Genomic DNA, 14,499 nt, shown 5'->3' with positions numbered 1-14,499 from the left:
GACAACAAACGCGGAGGCCTTCCGCAAGATGATTCAGTCCCTCCACCCATGAGGGGCTACTCCACGCGATCTCACGCGTGAGCTACGCACTTTCGCAGGCAAATTGGCGAGAAAGCCGAGCGTGGGGTTCAACGCATCCCAGGTCGGGACTGGCTAGCCGTACGGTGAGCGGAAAGAAATCTCACTGTGAGGAAAATGCACCGTTTGGCATACAAGCCGATGCGCGTGACGAACTACAGAAAAGTGCAAGAGCGGGAGACGGGATTCGAACCCGCGACCCCCAGCTTGGGAAGCTAGCGCTCTACCCCTGAGCTACTCCCGCATTTGCATTTTCGTTTATCAATTTATCCGTCAGCTTTCCCCGTGTCAACTCCCACAATTTTTTGCGCGGTCCTAAATCGAGATCAAACACAGATGAGAGCTCAGGGATCCGGTTTCGCCCCGAAAGTCAGCTCGAGGATATTCCTAACAACGGCCACTTTACTTCATCATGAGTGGGGACTAAGCTATCGTCGGTTGTGGGGCCGAGTCGCTCCGTGAGGTTTGATGTCCCGTTATTACGTCTAGCTTAGAAGGAGGTTTTTTATGAAAAGGCGGTGGATTCTGTTGCTCGTAGCATCTTTGTTGGCAATCGCTCCCGCGGGGCTCGCTTTTGAAGCAGCCACGGCAGAGAAGTCTGGTCAGACAACTCCCGCCCAGGCAGAAGAACCAAAGTTCATTCGCACTCCCGACGTTATCTACGTCCCCACGCCCTATGAAGTTGTGGAAAAGATGTTGGAAGTAGCCCAGGTGAAAAAGGGGGACGTGGTCTATGACCTCGGCTGTGGTGATGGCCGTATCGTGGTCATGGCAGCTAAAAAATACGGCGTTAAAGCGGTAGGATTTGATATTGACCCCGAACGGATCAAAGAAGCCCGCGAAAACGTCCGCAAAAACGGCGTCGAAGATCTTGTGCGCATCGAGCAGAAGGATATTTTTACCCTCGATCTAAGTGAGGCGACGGTGGTGACCCTCTATCTGCTTCCGCAATTGAACGTGAAATTGATCCCGCAATTGGAAAAGCTTAAACCCGGAAGCCGGATCGTCTCGCATGACTTCGATATGGATGGGGTGATTCCCGACAAGGTAATCCACTTCAAACCCAAAGGCCAGCGAGAACACACAATCTACTTGTGGACGACACCGCTCAAAAAGGAGAAAAACTGACAGGTTCCCGCGGACGCTAGCCGGGATCCACAAAGCCGAGACCTGGCCTTGGGTGCCGTAGAGAGACAGATGAATCGTTCCCACTTTTTAGAGGCGGAATGATGCTCCGTCTGAATCTCCAGGACTGACGGGTGCGGTCCTCGCCACACTTGCACCTTGAGGGTTCGCCGTCTCGAGAGTGGATGAAGTGCTATTGCTCGTTGACGCAGGTACGCTACGTGGGATATACGTCTTTGTGCTGCCCGGTCGGTACTCACCGGAGGTGCGTGAAGTAGAACCCGAACCGCTTGTTTCGGCCGACGCTCCCGTGACGGCATTGTTCTGAATAGCGTACGGCGGCGTATAGGGTGGAACGCCTGGCGGCTGGTACCCGGTCCGGCCCGGCTGGTAGGACGTGTTGCCCGGCGGATTAGGAATTTGTCCGGGCACGTAGCCTGTGTCGCCAGGGACGTAGCTAGTGCCACCTACCGAACTGCTGACCCCGCCGCCCGAGAAGCCCGCACCTGGGCTTGCGATTTGCGCGGATTGCCGGTACATCTGCGCGTAGCGATCGCCTACGAGTTGGCTCCAATCGGTCTGGGCCGTCGCCGTGTTGCTTGGCAAAGCGGAGCTTGAACTTGCCGAAGGTACGGCGGAGGTATCGCGCCCACCTGCGACCGATGCCTGCGGGAGTGCAGGACCAGTGTAACTGCCTGGCCTTCCGGAAGAAGGTATCGCGTCGTAGCTCACAGGCAGGCCCCCACCGTACGCCGGAACGGACGAACCGGAAGCTGGCACCGCGAACCCTGTGCGTGCCCCTGCCGATGTTCCCGCCGGGCTTTGGGGAGCCGGATACGCGCTTGCAGCTTCCCCTATTGAACTGGGATCGCTATCGGACGCGATAGCCGTGCCGACCGGCTGAGCTTGGACCATTTGATTCTGATTGCGTGCAAACGCGTTGGGATCGTACGGATTCACCGGGGGATATGGTGAGGAATTTTGCACAGGATTGTTATACAAATCCCCGGAAGCCTGCCGCACAGTTGAAGAATTCGCAGCGTTTTGGCCACTCGCCGCGTCAGAATACACGCGTGGAGTTGTGCTCGGATAGAGAGGTCCGCCCTGCGGCGATGTACTGGCAAGGCTTGCACCTTGCTTGCCCCCAGGCACAGCACTTGGCGTGGCAAATGCCGACGGCTTTTGGGGATACGGCTCGGCAGATTGGGTTTTCTTGAACGGGTTGATCGTGGCGAGCGACCACTGGGACCCCGTTTTATTGGCGGAACATCCGCCTACCACAGACAGACAAACAACGAGGACGCCTACCAGACTTCGTCTTGCCGCTAGGGCCATGGTATTCCCCTCCGTGGGAAATTTTGAGAAATCCAGCCAGTAGGAAAACCTCTTGAGCGAGGAAACAAGTCCACGTCGTCCCAAAATTGTGGTCGCCCAGGATGCGACCTCCCTCATGGAGCGGCATTACCCCTAAGTCTGCATCGGCTGATTTAGTCAGAAAATGCGTCACTTAAGGAACAACCGCCACAGCCTCTTTATCTTTCCTAAGTTTCCCAATCGGAAACTCAAGCCATTTTGGGAAAAAATTGGCCGCGATTCGTGCCAGTCACGCCTCTTTATCTACCTTTTTTGTGGAGGTCGCTCAAGCCCAAAAATTTGAACTTCCTGAAAGCCTGTAAACGGGCCTTTCCGAGTTCGGCCCCTGGAACCGGGACATTGCGAGGTCACGCGCCTTCCACCGAACGAAAATGTTGCCGGATTTGGTGAGCAGGTCCCGGTGATATCGATTAGGAGAAAGACCCCGTCACCCAGATTTCGGTCGTTGTCGAAGTGTGCCGGCTCCACTTTAGCCCGCGTGATGAGCCCCGAAGCACAGCCGAAGGCGTTCCCAGACAGGCTCGGTTAGAGCGTTCCGCCCTGATTTACCGCCTAGTTCTTTCGTGTATAATGGTCATTCTTTCCTGTCAAAATGTCGGCTCCCTTTAGCGTGTTTCCAGAAGCTATGATCATCGGCGTATTGCGAGAGCGGTTTCCTGGCGAGAAGAGGGTCGCCGTTGTTCCCGCGAATGTGGCTAGCCTAATTCAAGCGGGTCATTCCGTGCGTATCGAAAGCGGAGCGGGAGAACGAGCCGGCTTCTCTGACAGCGAATATTCCTCCAGAGGTGCCACGATTGCATCTTTTGCAGAGGTCCTCCAGGCCGAGGTGCTGCTCGGGGTCCGGTGGGACATCCCGGCTGACGTGCGAGAGGAAATACTGGCGGGGATCCGTCCTGGACAGATTCTTATTGGTTCCTGGGATCCACTGGCCAAGAAGGCCGATTTGCAGCCGTGGGTGGAAAAAGGAGCCACAATCTTCGCGCTGGAGCTTCTCCCGCGCATCACACGGGCTCAAAGCATGGACATTCTCTCATCCATGGCCACTCTCGCCGGATATCGGGCCGTGCTTCTCGCCGCGCTGACGCTTCCCAAGATTTTTCCGATGCTCATGACAGCGGCTGGCACATTGACACCCGCCAAGGTATTCGTGGTTGGAGCAGGGGTGGCGGGGCTTCAAGCGATTGCTACGGCGAAACGGCTTGGTGCCGCGGTCTCCGCGTATGACGTTCGACCTGCTGTTAAAGAACAAGTCCAAAGCCTTGGCGCCAAGTTCGTGGAACTGGAGCTGCCCACTCAGGCAGCCGAAGATCAGCGCGGCTATGCAAAAGAGCTCGGAGAAGAGGTATACCGGCGTCAACGCGAATTGATGGCCCAGGTGGTGGCCCAGAGCGACGTTGTGATCACGACGGCCTCTGTGCCTGGTAAGCGGGCTCCTGTGCTGATCACGCGTGAGATGGTAGCAGGAATGCAACCCGGTTCTGTCATTGTGGACCTGGCGGCTGAGCGGGGTGGGAATTGTGAACTGACCCGGCCGGGAGAAACTGTCGTGGAGCACGGTGTCACCATTCTCGGGCCGGTCAATATTCCGGCGGATATTCCCCACCATGCCAGCCAGATGTATTCCAAGAACATTACGACGTTTTTCCTCTACGTGTGCAAGAACGGTCAAATCGCCCTCGATTCCGAAGACGAAATCATCCGGGATACTCTGGTTGCCCGCGGTGGAGAGGTGGTCCATGGAATATTAAGGGAAAATTCCGGACAGCCGTCGCAATGAAACACTTCGGACTCCGAGCGAGCTCAGCTCCGCGTGGCTAACGGAGCTTTGCAACTTTGACTGATGAATTGGAATCTGGGCGAGTAAAACCTGGAGATTTAATTCGATCCTGATGAAGTAGGCGGGAGAAAATAAATCGCGAGTGTGTTCCCTGAAGGGCGATGCTTCCGTGAGCTGCGAGTTAGAGAGTCAGGCGATTGGCAAAAGGGTGTTGTTATGGAAACATTGTTTCTTTTAGCCAATGAAATCGTGGAACAAACAGCAGGGCGAACTCATTCCGAGCTGCCTTTCGTGCTGGCGCTCACCATCTTCGTTCTGGCTATCTTTGTTGGGTTCGAAATTATCACAAAGGTCCCGCCAACCCTTCACACGCCGTTGATGTCGGGATCAAATGCGATTTCTGGCATCACCATTGTGGGGGCCATTATTGCGGCCGGGGCTGGTCATTCGACGCTCGCCACTATTATGGGAACCCTGGCAGTCATCTTGGCAACGATCAACGTGGTGGGCGGGTTTCTGGTCACGGATCGAATGCTGCACATGTTCAAACGCAAATCATGATCCCGAAGCCCGCGGGTGTACGTCCACGCCGGCTGCGCTAGCAAAGTCAACCTTGAATAATACAGCGTATTCGATTTCAGCCACAATCTCGGACAGAGTAAAAGACAGATTGAAAGAAAGGTGCGACGGACGTGATTCCCGAGAGTGTGATTGTTCTGGCCTATCTCCTAGCGTCTGTCCTATTTATCCTGGGCATCAAAGGCCTAACGCATCCCCGAACCGCAGTTCGCGGAAATCTAACAGGGGCGCTGGGGATGCTCATCGCTATCCTCGCGACGCTCTTTCACAGCTCAATTATCGAATATCACTGGATTATTTTGGGGCTGATCGTTGGGGGTGTCATCGGAGCAGTACTGGCGCTTAGGGTTCGCATGACCGCCATGCCCCAAATGGTGGCCCTTCTCAACGGGTTCGGTGGCGCGGCTTCGGTTTTGGTGGCGAGCGCTGAGCTGATTCGGACTCCTCCGCCGCCCCTCAGCGACGTGGCCATTGCCACGTTTGCCTCGGCGATCATTGGCGCTGTAACCTTTTGGGGCAGCTTGTTGGCTTTTGCGAAACTGGAAGAGTACAAGGCGTTTCGGGAGCCAATTCGATATCCACTTCTTCAGCCGATTAACGCGGTGTTGGGTCTTGTGGCTCTCGCAGCGAGTGTGTTGGGGGTACTCAATCCGTCCTCTACAGGATGGTACTGGTTGGTCGTCGCTTTTTCCTCGGTGCTGGGCTTAACGCTGGTAAACCCCATTGGCGGAGCCGACATGCCCGTCGTCATCGCCCTTTTGAACTCCTACAGTGGACTGGCAGCGGCGGCGACGGGATTTGTCTTGGGAAACGCTGTGCTGATCATCTCGGGTTCGCTCGTGGGGGCCTCTGGCATCATCCTGACCAATATTATGTGCAAGGCGATGAACCGTTCGATGTTCAATGTCCTCTTCGGGGTACTTCAGGAGGGTGGACAAGCCGCCAAGGCGGACGAAGTCTATCGCACTGTAAAATCTGCCACCGCCGAAGAAATCGCCATGCTCTTTGATACGGCCCGCCGTGTCGTCATCGTTCCTGGCTATGGGATGGCCGTGGCTCAAGCTCAGCACGCGGTCCGGGACCTCTATCATTTGCTCGAATCGCGGGGGATCGAGGTTCTGTTCGGTATTCATCCGGTGGCAGGCCGCATGCCTGGCCACATGAACGTTTTGCTGGCAGAAGCCGAAATACCTTACGACAAGCTCAAAGAATTGGACGAGATCAACGCCATCCTGAACGAAACCGATGTGGCCATCGTCCTGGGAGCCAACGACGTCGTCAATCCCCTTGCCAGGACCAATCCCAAAAGCCCCATCGCAGGCATGCCGATTATCGAAGTGGATAAAGCGAAGACCGTCGTGGTGATCAAGCGGAGTCTCAGTCCGGGCTTCGCAAACATTCCCAATCCTCTGTTTGCCGCCCCCAACACACTGATGTTCTTTGCGGATGGCAAGCGTGCGGTGCTCGACCTGGTTGCCGCCATCAAAGAAAGTTGACACAATACCTGCAAATCGGGGGCAGGTCATTATGGGAGCGTCTGACTTGCCAATCGATTTGGCTGCACATTGATTGGCGGAACCCCGGGTCGGCGGAGGCTCACCATGTATCGCAGGCTTGTCGCATGGCTATTGATCTCGATTTTCGCAATTTCGACCGCGCAAAGCCGGGCGTATTCCCAGGATCACACGCTCCTGGGAATTGAAAGGTCCCGATTCACCATCGACGGGAAACCCACGTTTCTTCTGGGTATCAGTTACTACGGAGCGCTCGGTGCCCCGCGGGAAGTCTGGCTTCAAGATCTCAAGCAAATGAAAGGGCTCGGCTTCAATTGGATCCGAATTTGGGCAAACTGGGCAGCCTTTGATCAAAAAGCCTATGCCGTGGACGCAGAAGGTAACCCCTGGGAACAGGGGATGCTCAAGCTTCGCGAAATCGTGAGCTGGTGCGACGCCCATGGGATGATCGTGGACATCACGCTCTCCCGGGGTAATGGAGTGACCGGACCCAGGCGTCTCCAATCTCTCGAATCTCATTTACGGGCGGTTCGTTGTTTGGTCAATCACCTCAAGGACTACAAAAACTGGTACCTCGACCTCGCAAACGAACGTAACATCCAGGACTCCCGTTTCACTCCCATTGAGGATTTGGTCGTACTCCGGCGTGAGGTTCGTACCCTCGATCCAGGTCGCCTGGTGACTGCGTCGCATGCGGGCGACATCTCTCGCGACACGTTAATTGAGTATGTTGTGCAAGTCGGTCTGGATTTTATCAGTCCCCACCGACCCCGGAGCGCAAGATCGGCCCAGGAAACGGAGGCAAAAACGCGTGAATATCTAGAAAATCTGAAAAAGATAGGAAAAGTTGTGCCGGTCCATTATCAGGAACCATTTCGTCGGGATTTTAAAGAATCGTGGCAACCAACAGCAAAGGACTTTCTCACCGATCTGGAAGGCGCCTTCCGAGGAGGAGCGGCGGGCTGGTGTTTTCATAACGGAGACAACCGAGCCGCTCGAGATGGACGGCCGCGTCGCTCGTTTGATTTGAGGGATGGCCCTTTATTTGCCCAACTGGACGCCGAGGAAAAAGCCGCTCTTGAATTGATTACGCAGTTTAGCAACGCGAATCTTTCCAAAAAGTAAATTTCTCTTCCTCGTCGCGCTTCTCTTTTTACATCCTCGAGGGGTTGGAAGAATATCCCACAAGTCCTGCTCATCTCCGCAGCATCAGGTTGGGGGAGTCAGGAATGACCGCTACCATCCTTTTCTCCCTCGTCTCGGGAAAATCCTGCAAGTTCGGAGTAGATTCTCACGATAAATGATGTAGCCGGTTTTCCAAGCATCCAAGCAGCACCGGGCCTTAAGGGACAGGCCCCTGGTGGTCGAGCGACCGGCCTGCGGACGTAAAAGAGCATGACAACCGAAGCAGAACGGAAACGGTGACAATCGCTAGGCGAGGAGCGGTACATGGCGCGAGGACTTCGAAGACTGCGATTGTGGGGACTCCTGGGCGGCGGATTGCTGTTCCTCACAGGCTGTGGAACCGCAATGAGCCCCATCGATTGGGGAGTTCTCAATTATCCAATTCCGGTTTCCCCGTATTTTCAGAAGAAGTTTGAGGACAAAGCCTGGGAGGAAGAGCGGTATAAGAAAATGCCAATCCTTCCACCCTTGGTTGAAGGCGCTCCCCATGCAGCGCTTGACGAACCTTCCGACGATGAAGTGATCCGGGCCTTAGAGAAGGCACGGGGTGTCGAAGGTGGTTTGCCCCTTCTTCACGAAGTCCAGCGGGGAGATGTTCGAATTGTCAAGGAACTCATCACCGATTCGATTGACCCACCGCGAGTTTATCCGTTGATTGGCCCAGCCCAGTTGCACCACGTCCATTGGAAGTGCACCATTTATTTCACGGAGACAGTCAAGGTCGGCTGGCCGATTCCCTATACCACGCAAAATCGGGAAGCCGTCGAAGTTGTCTACATCGACCACGACCACTTGCATATGGTGGGAAATGTGGAGGGAGGAGCGGGCAGTAACTACTGATCCTTCGAAGGATTCCCCGTTCCCAGGAATGAACATCCCATTGAGTGCCCCTCCCTGTTCGAGGGGCCGTTTTTATTCCGCATCCGGCACAGAAGCATGGGTTTTTCTTCCTACCCCGAGGTCCTCTTCGATGGCTCGCGCCTCATTGCTGAACGTGAACGGTTCACGGTTTGGGTCGGCAGGGCGAACCTGACGAGCAAGCTGAGACAAGTCCGAAGCAGGGGCAAATTGCTCCGGCGGCGACACTGACGAGCACCCAGCGAGGATCACAAAACTCATCAGCAAAAATAAAGCATTGACAACTTTTTGGCCACGACGCGGCAACCTGTTGGTCATGGATGCTCGCTCCAGCTTAATAAGTCTTCCTGAGTACTTCCGACCGGTCAACAATTGCTCATTTGAGACTCCGGGAGTGTGAGAAGGCGACAGAGTATGACAGAAAGATGTCTTTCCATCAAGAGCGAAAAACTGTGAAGGTAGGGCAACTGGAAAAACCACACATTGTCCGATAAACTTGCAACGTTATATTGACCTCCGTGACAAGACGCAAATCCACAACCAGATCGGCACTGCCCAATATCTAAAGCGTCTGTGATTTGTGCTCATGCGGAAACATTTCGCAATATCGAGGATCCTACGTCCTGAGTGCTACCGCACCTTGCGAGGTTGTTGTCAAGCTTCGCTGAGGTTCCCGGCCAACGAAGCTGCCAGTTAAGGATTTTCAGCGAGGCGCTGCGATGGAGCAGACAAATTTGCGAACCTTTGCGGGTTGAAACATGGCCACAGTGCTCATCACATCAGGGCCTACGCGTGAATTCCTAGATCCGGTGCGATTCCTGTCCAATGCGTCTTCAGGACGGATGGGCTCGGCGCTGGCCGAGGCATTCTGCACCGGTGGTCACCGCGTCATCGTGGTGTCAGGCCCGGTGGCCGTCGATTATCCTCGGCAGGTGGAGCTCATATCAGTAATAACCACGGAGGAAATGCTGAAGGCCTGCCAGTCCGTTTTTCCAGAATGCGACGGCGTAATTGGCGCCGCAGCGCCTTGCGACTTTCGTCCCGAGCAGGTGGCATCTCACAAGATTCTTAAATCAGGTTCGCCGTTGACACTCCGACTCGTAGAAACACCCGACATTTTGGCCAACCTGGGCATGATGAAACAGCATCAATGGATCGTCGGTTTTGCTCTGGAGACGCACGATGCAAGACAGCACGCTCTGGAAAAAATTCGAAAAAAGCGGTGCGATTTGATGGTCGTCAACCGGCCCTCGGCGATCGGGGCAGATTGGTCGTCCGTAGAGGTTCTGGATCCTCAGGGCATATGTCTTGCCGAATGGACTGGGACGAAAACAGATATTGCGTATCGCCTGCGGGAATTGATCGAGCAAAGGTTTTGGAAATTGTCCGGCAACATCCGGAGTGATTAAATTCAAACCAAGTTCCTGAGTTAAGCTCAACTCGGTGCTGACGGCACCGGACCAGTGTGACGAGAAAGACTTGAGATGCTCTCTTTTAGCCGCTGAGTCAGCAAACAAATACAGGAGGAAGCGACATGTCGCAGTCCCTTCAGGTCATATCGGCCGGTATCCTTTTTGCTGACATTGCCTGCGAACCAATTGAGCGGCTTCCGAAAGCCGGTGAGCTCGTTCCAACATCTCGGATTCAGCTCGGACTTGGGGGCTGCGCGGCAAACGTGGCTGTCGATCTGAGAAAATTGGATATCCCAGTGGGCGTGGCAGGATGTGTGGGGGAGGATTTCTTCGGACAGTTTATTCAGGAATCGCTCAAAAGATCCGGTGTGGACACTGCCGGAATCCGCGCTGTACCGCAATTTGGTACGGCGGCTACTATGATTGTCAACGTGGAAGGGGAAGACCGACGCTTCATCAGCACCCCGGGAGCGAACGTCGTCTTTCGTACCGATGACATCCCAGCCGTTTGGTTGGAAGGAGCGCAGATTCTCTACATCGGCGGCTATTTGATGATGCCGGGCGTGGAAACCGACGACTTTGCCAATCTCCTGGCAACTGCCCGCCAACGAGGAGTAACGGTTGTCCTCGATGTTGTCCTTATGGAGCGTAAAGACTTTCAACCGATTTTGCGAAAAGTCCTTCCCCACGTGGATTATTTTATGCCTAACGATGACGAAAGCGAGATCATTCTGGGTGTCTCCGATCCCCTTGAGCAGGCCCGGCTCTTCCGCGAGATGGGAGCGCGGAATGTCGTCATCACATTGGGCGAAAAAGGCTGTCTTTTCGTGGGAGAACGTGGGGCCTTCCGAGCTGGGGTGTACCCGACAACCTTTGTTGGGGGAGCCGGCGCAGGTGACGCCTTTGACGCGGGATTTATCATGGGGTTGCTTCTCGGGGAGTCTCCCGAAGGCTGCGTACGCTGGGGGAGTGCCCTGGGAGCCAGTTGTGTGCGGGCGATCGGGACCACCGAAGGTGTCTTCAATCGCACCGAGGCGGAGGCGTTTCTGGCAAGTCATCAATTGGAAATCACGTCGATTTGATCCACTTGCAACGGAACACCGGTTCTTGGCCCAAAAACCTGTGGGAGGAGACCATGCGGATCGCAGTTCTTTGTAGTGGGGGCGACGCACCTGGGATGAACGCGTGTGTACGAGCGGTCGTGCGCGCGGGAATTTCCGCCGGGCACGAGGTGATTGGGATACTCCGCGGCTATTCCGGCCTTTTGCGGGAAGAATTCTTCCTCAACGAGCAGGGCGAGCCACGCATGTCGCTACGCAGCGTTTCCGATATCGGCAGGCGCGGGGGAACCATTCTCCACACCAGTCGCTGCGAGGAATTCTATACACAGCCAGGACAGAAAAGAGCGGCGGAGATTTTGCGGAAGCACAAGATTGACGCTCTCATCCCCATTGGGGGCGACGGGACGTTTCACGGGGCCGTGGCCCTCGCCAAATATTGGGACGGACAGATCATTGGGTGCCCCGGAACGATTGACAATGACCTCCTGGGCACAGATTACACGATCGGGTTTGCCACAGCGGTGCACACAGCCGTCGATGCGGTTGACAAGCTGCGGGATACGGCTGACGCACACGAGAGAATGTTCCTTGTAGAGGTGATGGGCCGACACAGTGGGTACATTGCCCTGTACACGGCGATTGCCGCATCCGCAGAGATTGCGTGCATCCCTGAAACTTCCACCGACATAAGCGAGATCATCCGCCAACTCCACGAGTTGAAAGCCCGTGGTAAAACTTCCGTGATGATGATCGTGGCCGAGGGTGACGAACGAGGCGGCGCCGCCGCTCTTCAAAAGGCCCTCTGTGAAAATGGATGTCCATTCGAAACCCGCGTGCTGGCTCTCGGTCACTTGCAGCGCGGAGGCAGCCCCGTCCCACAGGACCGGATTTTGGCAGCTCGACTGGGCGATTTCGCTGTTCGATCAATCCTGGCGGGAAAGACCGGCTGTATGGCGGGTGAACGGCAGGGTGAACTTGTTCTCGTCCCGTTTGAAGAAACTTACTCCGCGCACAAGCCGGTTCCTCAGGACCTGGTCACTCTTTTGGAGACTCTTGCCTCCTAAAGGCAGCGGCTACCGTTGTCCTAGAAAAGACTGTTGAAGCCCAAGGTCGACTTATGCGCGTGCGCCGGAGCATGTCAAGCTCACCCCATTTGCCACGTCGACTGAATGCTCACCGGTGACCCGTGTGGCTTTCAGCCTGCGGTGGCAAACCGGATGAGCGTCACGCTGTAGGGGGCTACCTCAACCTTTTCCGAATGGGGAGCCTCTCTTTCCACAATGCTCACTCGAGGCGGCTTCCCCGGCTCGTTGAACAGCATCGGATCATCCCCGGCGATTTCCCATGCGCGTCCGGGTGCCACCAGCTTTACCCCACTGGGTTGCAACATGAGGTGCTGCCGCTCCGCCGTTGGATTGACTACCGCAAGGACCAGAGCGTCCTTTGCCTCAGTGAGAGTGGCCTGTACGTCCAGGACGGAGTTGGAACACGTGGTGGCAACCGGGATTTGTCCGAAATGTTTACGATACAAGGCCAGCACAAGCCCGGTAGTTTCAAAGCTGGCGGCCGTTTTCGTCGTCTTGATGGCTCCGATCACATTCACGGTTTGGGCATAATTGGCCATGAAATAGACATCTGTATTGCGGGCGTACTCATTGAGAGCCTTGGCCACTCCAAGGCCATCGCGGAGAAAATAGCGTGTTCCCAATTCCCCGTAAAGATGCTCGCCGTACCAGTAGTTCCATTCGTCGAGGGCCACAGGAATGGCCTTGCCACCCAAAATTTCCTTCCGGTAACGCCGATGGGCATCGGCAATTTCCCGAACACGACGCGCTGCTTGTTCAACGTGCTCGAGGAGATCTTTTTTTGCCCCCACGTAAAAATGTTCACTCATCAGGTCAAAAAAATCCGCACAATGGCGGAACATTCCCTCAGTCCAGGGCCCTACGTTACCCACCGCGATCACCACAATCGTGGGGTCGAGCTTTCGCATCGCAGCGACAAACTCATTATGCTTTTTGACATATTCTTCCAAAGGCATATGGCCGAGTTGCCAGTTTCCATACATTTCGTTCCCGATACCCCAGTATTTCACGCGATAGGGCTCGCGGTGCCCGTTGCTTGCACGAAGCTGTCCCATCCTCGTCTCAACAGAGCCATTGGCGTATTCCAGCTCCTGCAGAGCCATTTCCACATCGCCAAGTCCCGTGTTCACCACCACCAGCGGTTCGGTATTCACAATTCGGCAGAAGGTCATGAATTCATCGATTCCGAAATCGTTAGAGTCGATTCCCTGCCACGCAGGATTTTTGCGGGGCGGACGCTTATCACGATCACCGATTCCATCCCGCCAGTCGTAACCGCTGACGAAGTTACCACCTGGCCAGCGGTAGATGGGAGAATCCAGCTCCTTGAGTAACGCAATCGTGTCCGCCCGCATGCCGTGAATATTATCGGCCGGCATAAGGGAAACCGTTCCCACATAGAAGTGGCCATTGCCTTTAGACACAATTTCCAGTCGGGCATTATCGGTAGATTGAGCGGCTCGAAAGCGAAAAGTTACTTTGCGATATTCTGATCCAACATCAGCGATCTCGGTCTCCCCTGCATCGCCAGGGTTGTCTCCCCAGACGAGTCGCACCATGACGGGAGCCGCTCCCGGATCTCCTTTCAGCCAGATGTACCCGGCGTACTCTTTGTCCGCGACAACGCCTAAACCAGCATGAGCAATACCCACCACGCTGCCATCGCCTTTCAGTGTGACCCGTGGGGAATGGACGCCCACAAAGGGCTGATTCCGATCCATTGTCACGCTGCCCTCCGGCCCGATGACCGTCCAGGGAGATTCTTTGCTGCCGACGGGATAGAAGAATTTTCTGTCAACAAGCATTTCCGCCCAGATTCCGCCGTAAATGCAGCGGCCGAGGTGTTCGATGAACTGTCCGTAAATGTATTTGGAAATGGGAGGAGCCGTTTGCGACGCATCAATGGTCACCCGCGCCTCTTCTCCCTGTCCGCTTCCCGGGGTCATAAAAAGACCGACACCGACCATCGCGGCAAGCAGACAGATCATAGTGCAACGGTGGGCTGTGGTACGAGTCATGAGCTGCATCTCCTTGAGAACCTGTCGAATCACTCGCAATTCTCCCTCTCTTTGCAGAATTATTGCCCAGTATAGCGGCTTGCTCTCCTCGCAACAATCCGCCCTACACTTATAAAACGGCCCTGGTGTGAGCACGCCGACATTCCTGTATAATGGGCTGCCTGAACGCGTGAGATAATGGAGCGGGAGGAGATCCGATGACGCTCAAGCCAGAAGAAATCAATAAGTTCGAGCAAGCGCTTCAGTTCGCCGAGAAACAGGTCGCAGCGCTCGTTGAAAAACATCCCGACTTCTTCCCCATCTATACGGTTAACGGTCGATGGTACCACCAAGGCGAACTGTGGACCGACTGGACAGGCGGCTTTCTGGCCGGAATGATGTGGCAGTTCTACCTTCGGACGCGGGAACCCAATTGGTGGGAACTGGCAACGCA

The 14,499-nt window shown here is 55.3% G+C and carries 12 protein-coding genes, 1 tRNA gene and 1 pseudogene; 10 read left to right on the top strand and 4 right to left on the bottom strand.

Annotation, left to right across the window (positions count from 1 at the left end; genetic code table 11):
• Positions 1–250: 250 nt before the first annotated feature.
• Positions 251–322, bottom strand: a tRNA-Gly gene (locus ABJK56_RS00720).
• A gap of 263 nt (positions 323–585) precedes the next feature.
• Between ABJK56_RS00720 and ABJK56_RS00715 the strand changes: the two genes are divergently transcribed.
• Complete coding sequence (locus ABJK56_RS00715) at positions 586–1,206, top strand: methyltransferase domain-containing protein (RefSeq protein WP_347242751.1); 621 nt, start codon at positions 586–588, stop codon at positions 1,204–1,206.
• Positions 1,207–1,293: 87 nt separating this feature from the next.
• Here the strand turns inward: ABJK56_RS00715 and ABJK56_RS00710 are convergent, their stop codons facing one another.
• Positions 1,294–2,538, bottom strand: coding sequence for a hypothetical protein (locus tag ABJK56_RS00710; RefSeq protein ID WP_347242750.1), 1,245 nt, complete (start codon positions 2,536–2,538; stop codon positions 1,294–1,296).
• Between the two features lie 631 nt (positions 2,539–3,169).
• Between ABJK56_RS00710 and ABJK56_RS00705 the strand changes: the two genes are divergently transcribed.
• The 5 genes from ABJK56_RS00705 to ABJK56_RS00685 all read left to right on the top strand — a co-directional run bounded on the left by ABJK56_RS00705 (position 3,170) and on the right by ABJK56_RS00685 (position 8,472).
• The gene (locus ABJK56_RS00705; protein ID WP_347242749.1) at positions 3,170–4,354 is read left to right on the top strand and encodes a Re/Si-specific NAD(P)(+) transhydrogenase subunit alpha; all 1,185 of its coding nucleotides are present in this window, start codon (positions 3,170–3,172) and stop codon (positions 4,352–4,354) included.
• A gap of 216 nt (positions 4,355–4,570) precedes the next feature.
• On the top strand, positions 4,571–4,915 hold the full coding sequence (locus ABJK56_RS00700) for an NAD(P) transhydrogenase subunit alpha (RefSeq protein ID WP_347242748.1): 345 nt from the start codon (positions 4,571–4,573) through the stop codon (positions 4,913–4,915).
• Between the two features lie 131 nt (positions 4,916–5,046).
• Positions 5,047–6,429 (top strand): NAD(P)(+) transhydrogenase (Re/Si-specific) subunit beta, encoded by a 1,383-nt coding sequence (locus ABJK56_RS00695; RefSeq protein WP_347242747.1) that lies wholly within the window; start codon positions 5,047–5,049, stop codon positions 6,427–6,429.
• 105 nt (positions 6,430–6,534) lie between these two features.
• Complete coding sequence (locus ABJK56_RS00690) at positions 6,535–7,572, top strand: hypothetical protein (protein ID WP_347242746.1); 1,038 nt, start codon at positions 6,535–6,537, stop codon at positions 7,570–7,572.
• A gap of 324 nt (positions 7,573–7,896) precedes the next feature.
• Complete coding sequence (locus tag ABJK56_RS00685; protein WP_347242745.1) at positions 7,897–8,472, top strand: hypothetical protein; 576 nt, start codon at positions 7,897–7,899, stop codon at positions 8,470–8,472.
• 72 nt (positions 8,473–8,544) lie between these two features.
• On the opposite strand, the gene ABJK56_RS00680 is transcribed toward ABJK56_RS00685, so the two are convergent.
• A complete protein-coding gene (locus ABJK56_RS00680) occupies positions 8,545–8,808 on the bottom strand; it encodes a hypothetical protein (RefSeq protein ID WP_347242744.1) in 264 nt (87 codons plus the stop codon).
• A 440-nt stretch (positions 8,809–9,248) separates the two neighbouring features.
• On the opposite strand from ABJK56_RS00680, the gene ABJK56_RS00675 reads away from it, so the two are divergent.
• The 3 genes from ABJK56_RS00675 (at position 9,249) to ABJK56_RS00665 (ending at position 12,027) form a co-directional block, all read left to right on the top strand.
• Entirely contained in the window at positions 9,249–9,899 is a 651-nt protein-coding gene (locus ABJK56_RS00675; RefSeq protein WP_347242743.1) for a phosphopantothenoylcysteine decarboxylase, read from the top strand.
• Positions 9,900–10,024: 125 nt separating this feature from the next.
• On the top strand, positions 10,025–10,984 hold the full coding sequence (locus tag ABJK56_RS00670) for a carbohydrate kinase family protein (protein ID WP_347242742.1): 960 nt from the start codon (positions 10,025–10,027) through the stop codon (positions 10,982–10,984).
• 53 nt (positions 10,985–11,037) lie between these two features.
• On the top strand, positions 11,038–12,027 hold the full coding sequence (locus ABJK56_RS00665) for an ATP-dependent 6-phosphofructokinase (protein WP_347242741.1): 990 nt from the start codon (positions 11,038–11,040) through the stop codon (positions 12,025–12,027).
• A 131-nt stretch (positions 12,028–12,158) separates the two neighbouring features.
• Here ABJK56_RS00665 and ABJK56_RS00660 read toward each other — a convergent pair whose 3' ends face one another.
• The gene (locus tag ABJK56_RS00660) at positions 12,159–14,066 is read right to left on the bottom strand and encodes an alpha-L-arabinofuranosidase C-terminal domain-containing protein (protein WP_347242740.1); all 1,908 of its coding nucleotides are present in this window, start codon (positions 14,064–14,066) and stop codon (positions 12,159–12,161) included.
• A gap of 197 nt (positions 14,067–14,263) precedes the next feature.
• Here ABJK56_RS00660 and ABJK56_RS00655 point away from each other — a divergent pair.
• Positions 14,264–14,499, top strand: a pseudogene (locus tag ABJK56_RS00655) (glucuronyl hydrolase); the annotation flags it as partial.

The sequence above is a fragment of the Thermogutta sp. genome (assembly GCF_039793925.1).
In the GTDB taxonomy this organism is placed as follows: Bacteria; Planctomycetota; Planctomycetia; order Pirellulales; family Thermoguttaceae; genus Thermogutta.
This window is presented reverse-complemented; position numbering and strand designations above follow the sequence as displayed.

Bases quoted from the DNA above. Each gene is read 5' to 3' on its own strand.
- ABJK56_RS00715 (WP_347242751.1), top strand. From the start codon at position 586: ATGAAAAGGCGGTGGATTCTGTTGCTCGTAGCATCTTTGTTGGCAATC.
- ABJK56_RS00710 (WP_347242750.1), bottom strand. From the start codon at position 2,538: ATGGCCCTAGCGGCAAGACGAAGTCTGGTAGGCGTCCTCGTTGTTTGT.
- ABJK56_RS00705 (WP_347242749.1), top strand. From the start codon at position 3,170: ATGTCGGCTCCCTTTAGCGTGTTTCCAGAAGCTATGATCATCGGCGTA.
- ABJK56_RS00700 (WP_347242748.1), top strand. From the start codon at position 4,571: ATGGAAACATTGTTTCTTTTAGCCAATGAAATCGTGGAACAAACAGCA.
- ABJK56_RS00690 (WP_347242746.1), top strand. From the start codon at position 6,535: ATGTATCGCAGGCTTGTCGCATGGCTATTGATCTCGATTTTCGCAATT.
- ABJK56_RS00685 (WP_347242745.1), top strand. From the start codon at position 7,897: ATGGCGCGAGGACTTCGAAGACTGCGATTGTGGGGACTCCTGGGCGGC.
- ABJK56_RS00680 (WP_347242744.1), bottom strand. From the start codon at position 8,808: ATGACCAACAGGTTGCCGCGTCGTGGCCAAAAAGTTGTCAATGCTTTA.
- ABJK56_RS00675 (WP_347242743.1), top strand. From the start codon at position 9,249: ATGGCCACAGTGCTCATCACATCAGGGCCTACGCGTGAATTCCTAGAT.
- ABJK56_RS00670 (WP_347242742.1), top strand. From the start codon at position 10,025: ATGTCGCAGTCCCTTCAGGTCATATCGGCCGGTATCCTTTTTGCTGAC.
- ABJK56_RS00665 (WP_347242741.1), top strand. From the start codon at position 11,038: ATGCGGATCGCAGTTCTTTGTAGTGGGGGCGACGCACCTGGGATGAAC.
- ABJK56_RS00660 (WP_347242740.1), bottom strand. From the start codon at position 14,066: ATGACTCGTACCACAGCCCACCGTTGCACTATGATCTGTCTGCTTGCC.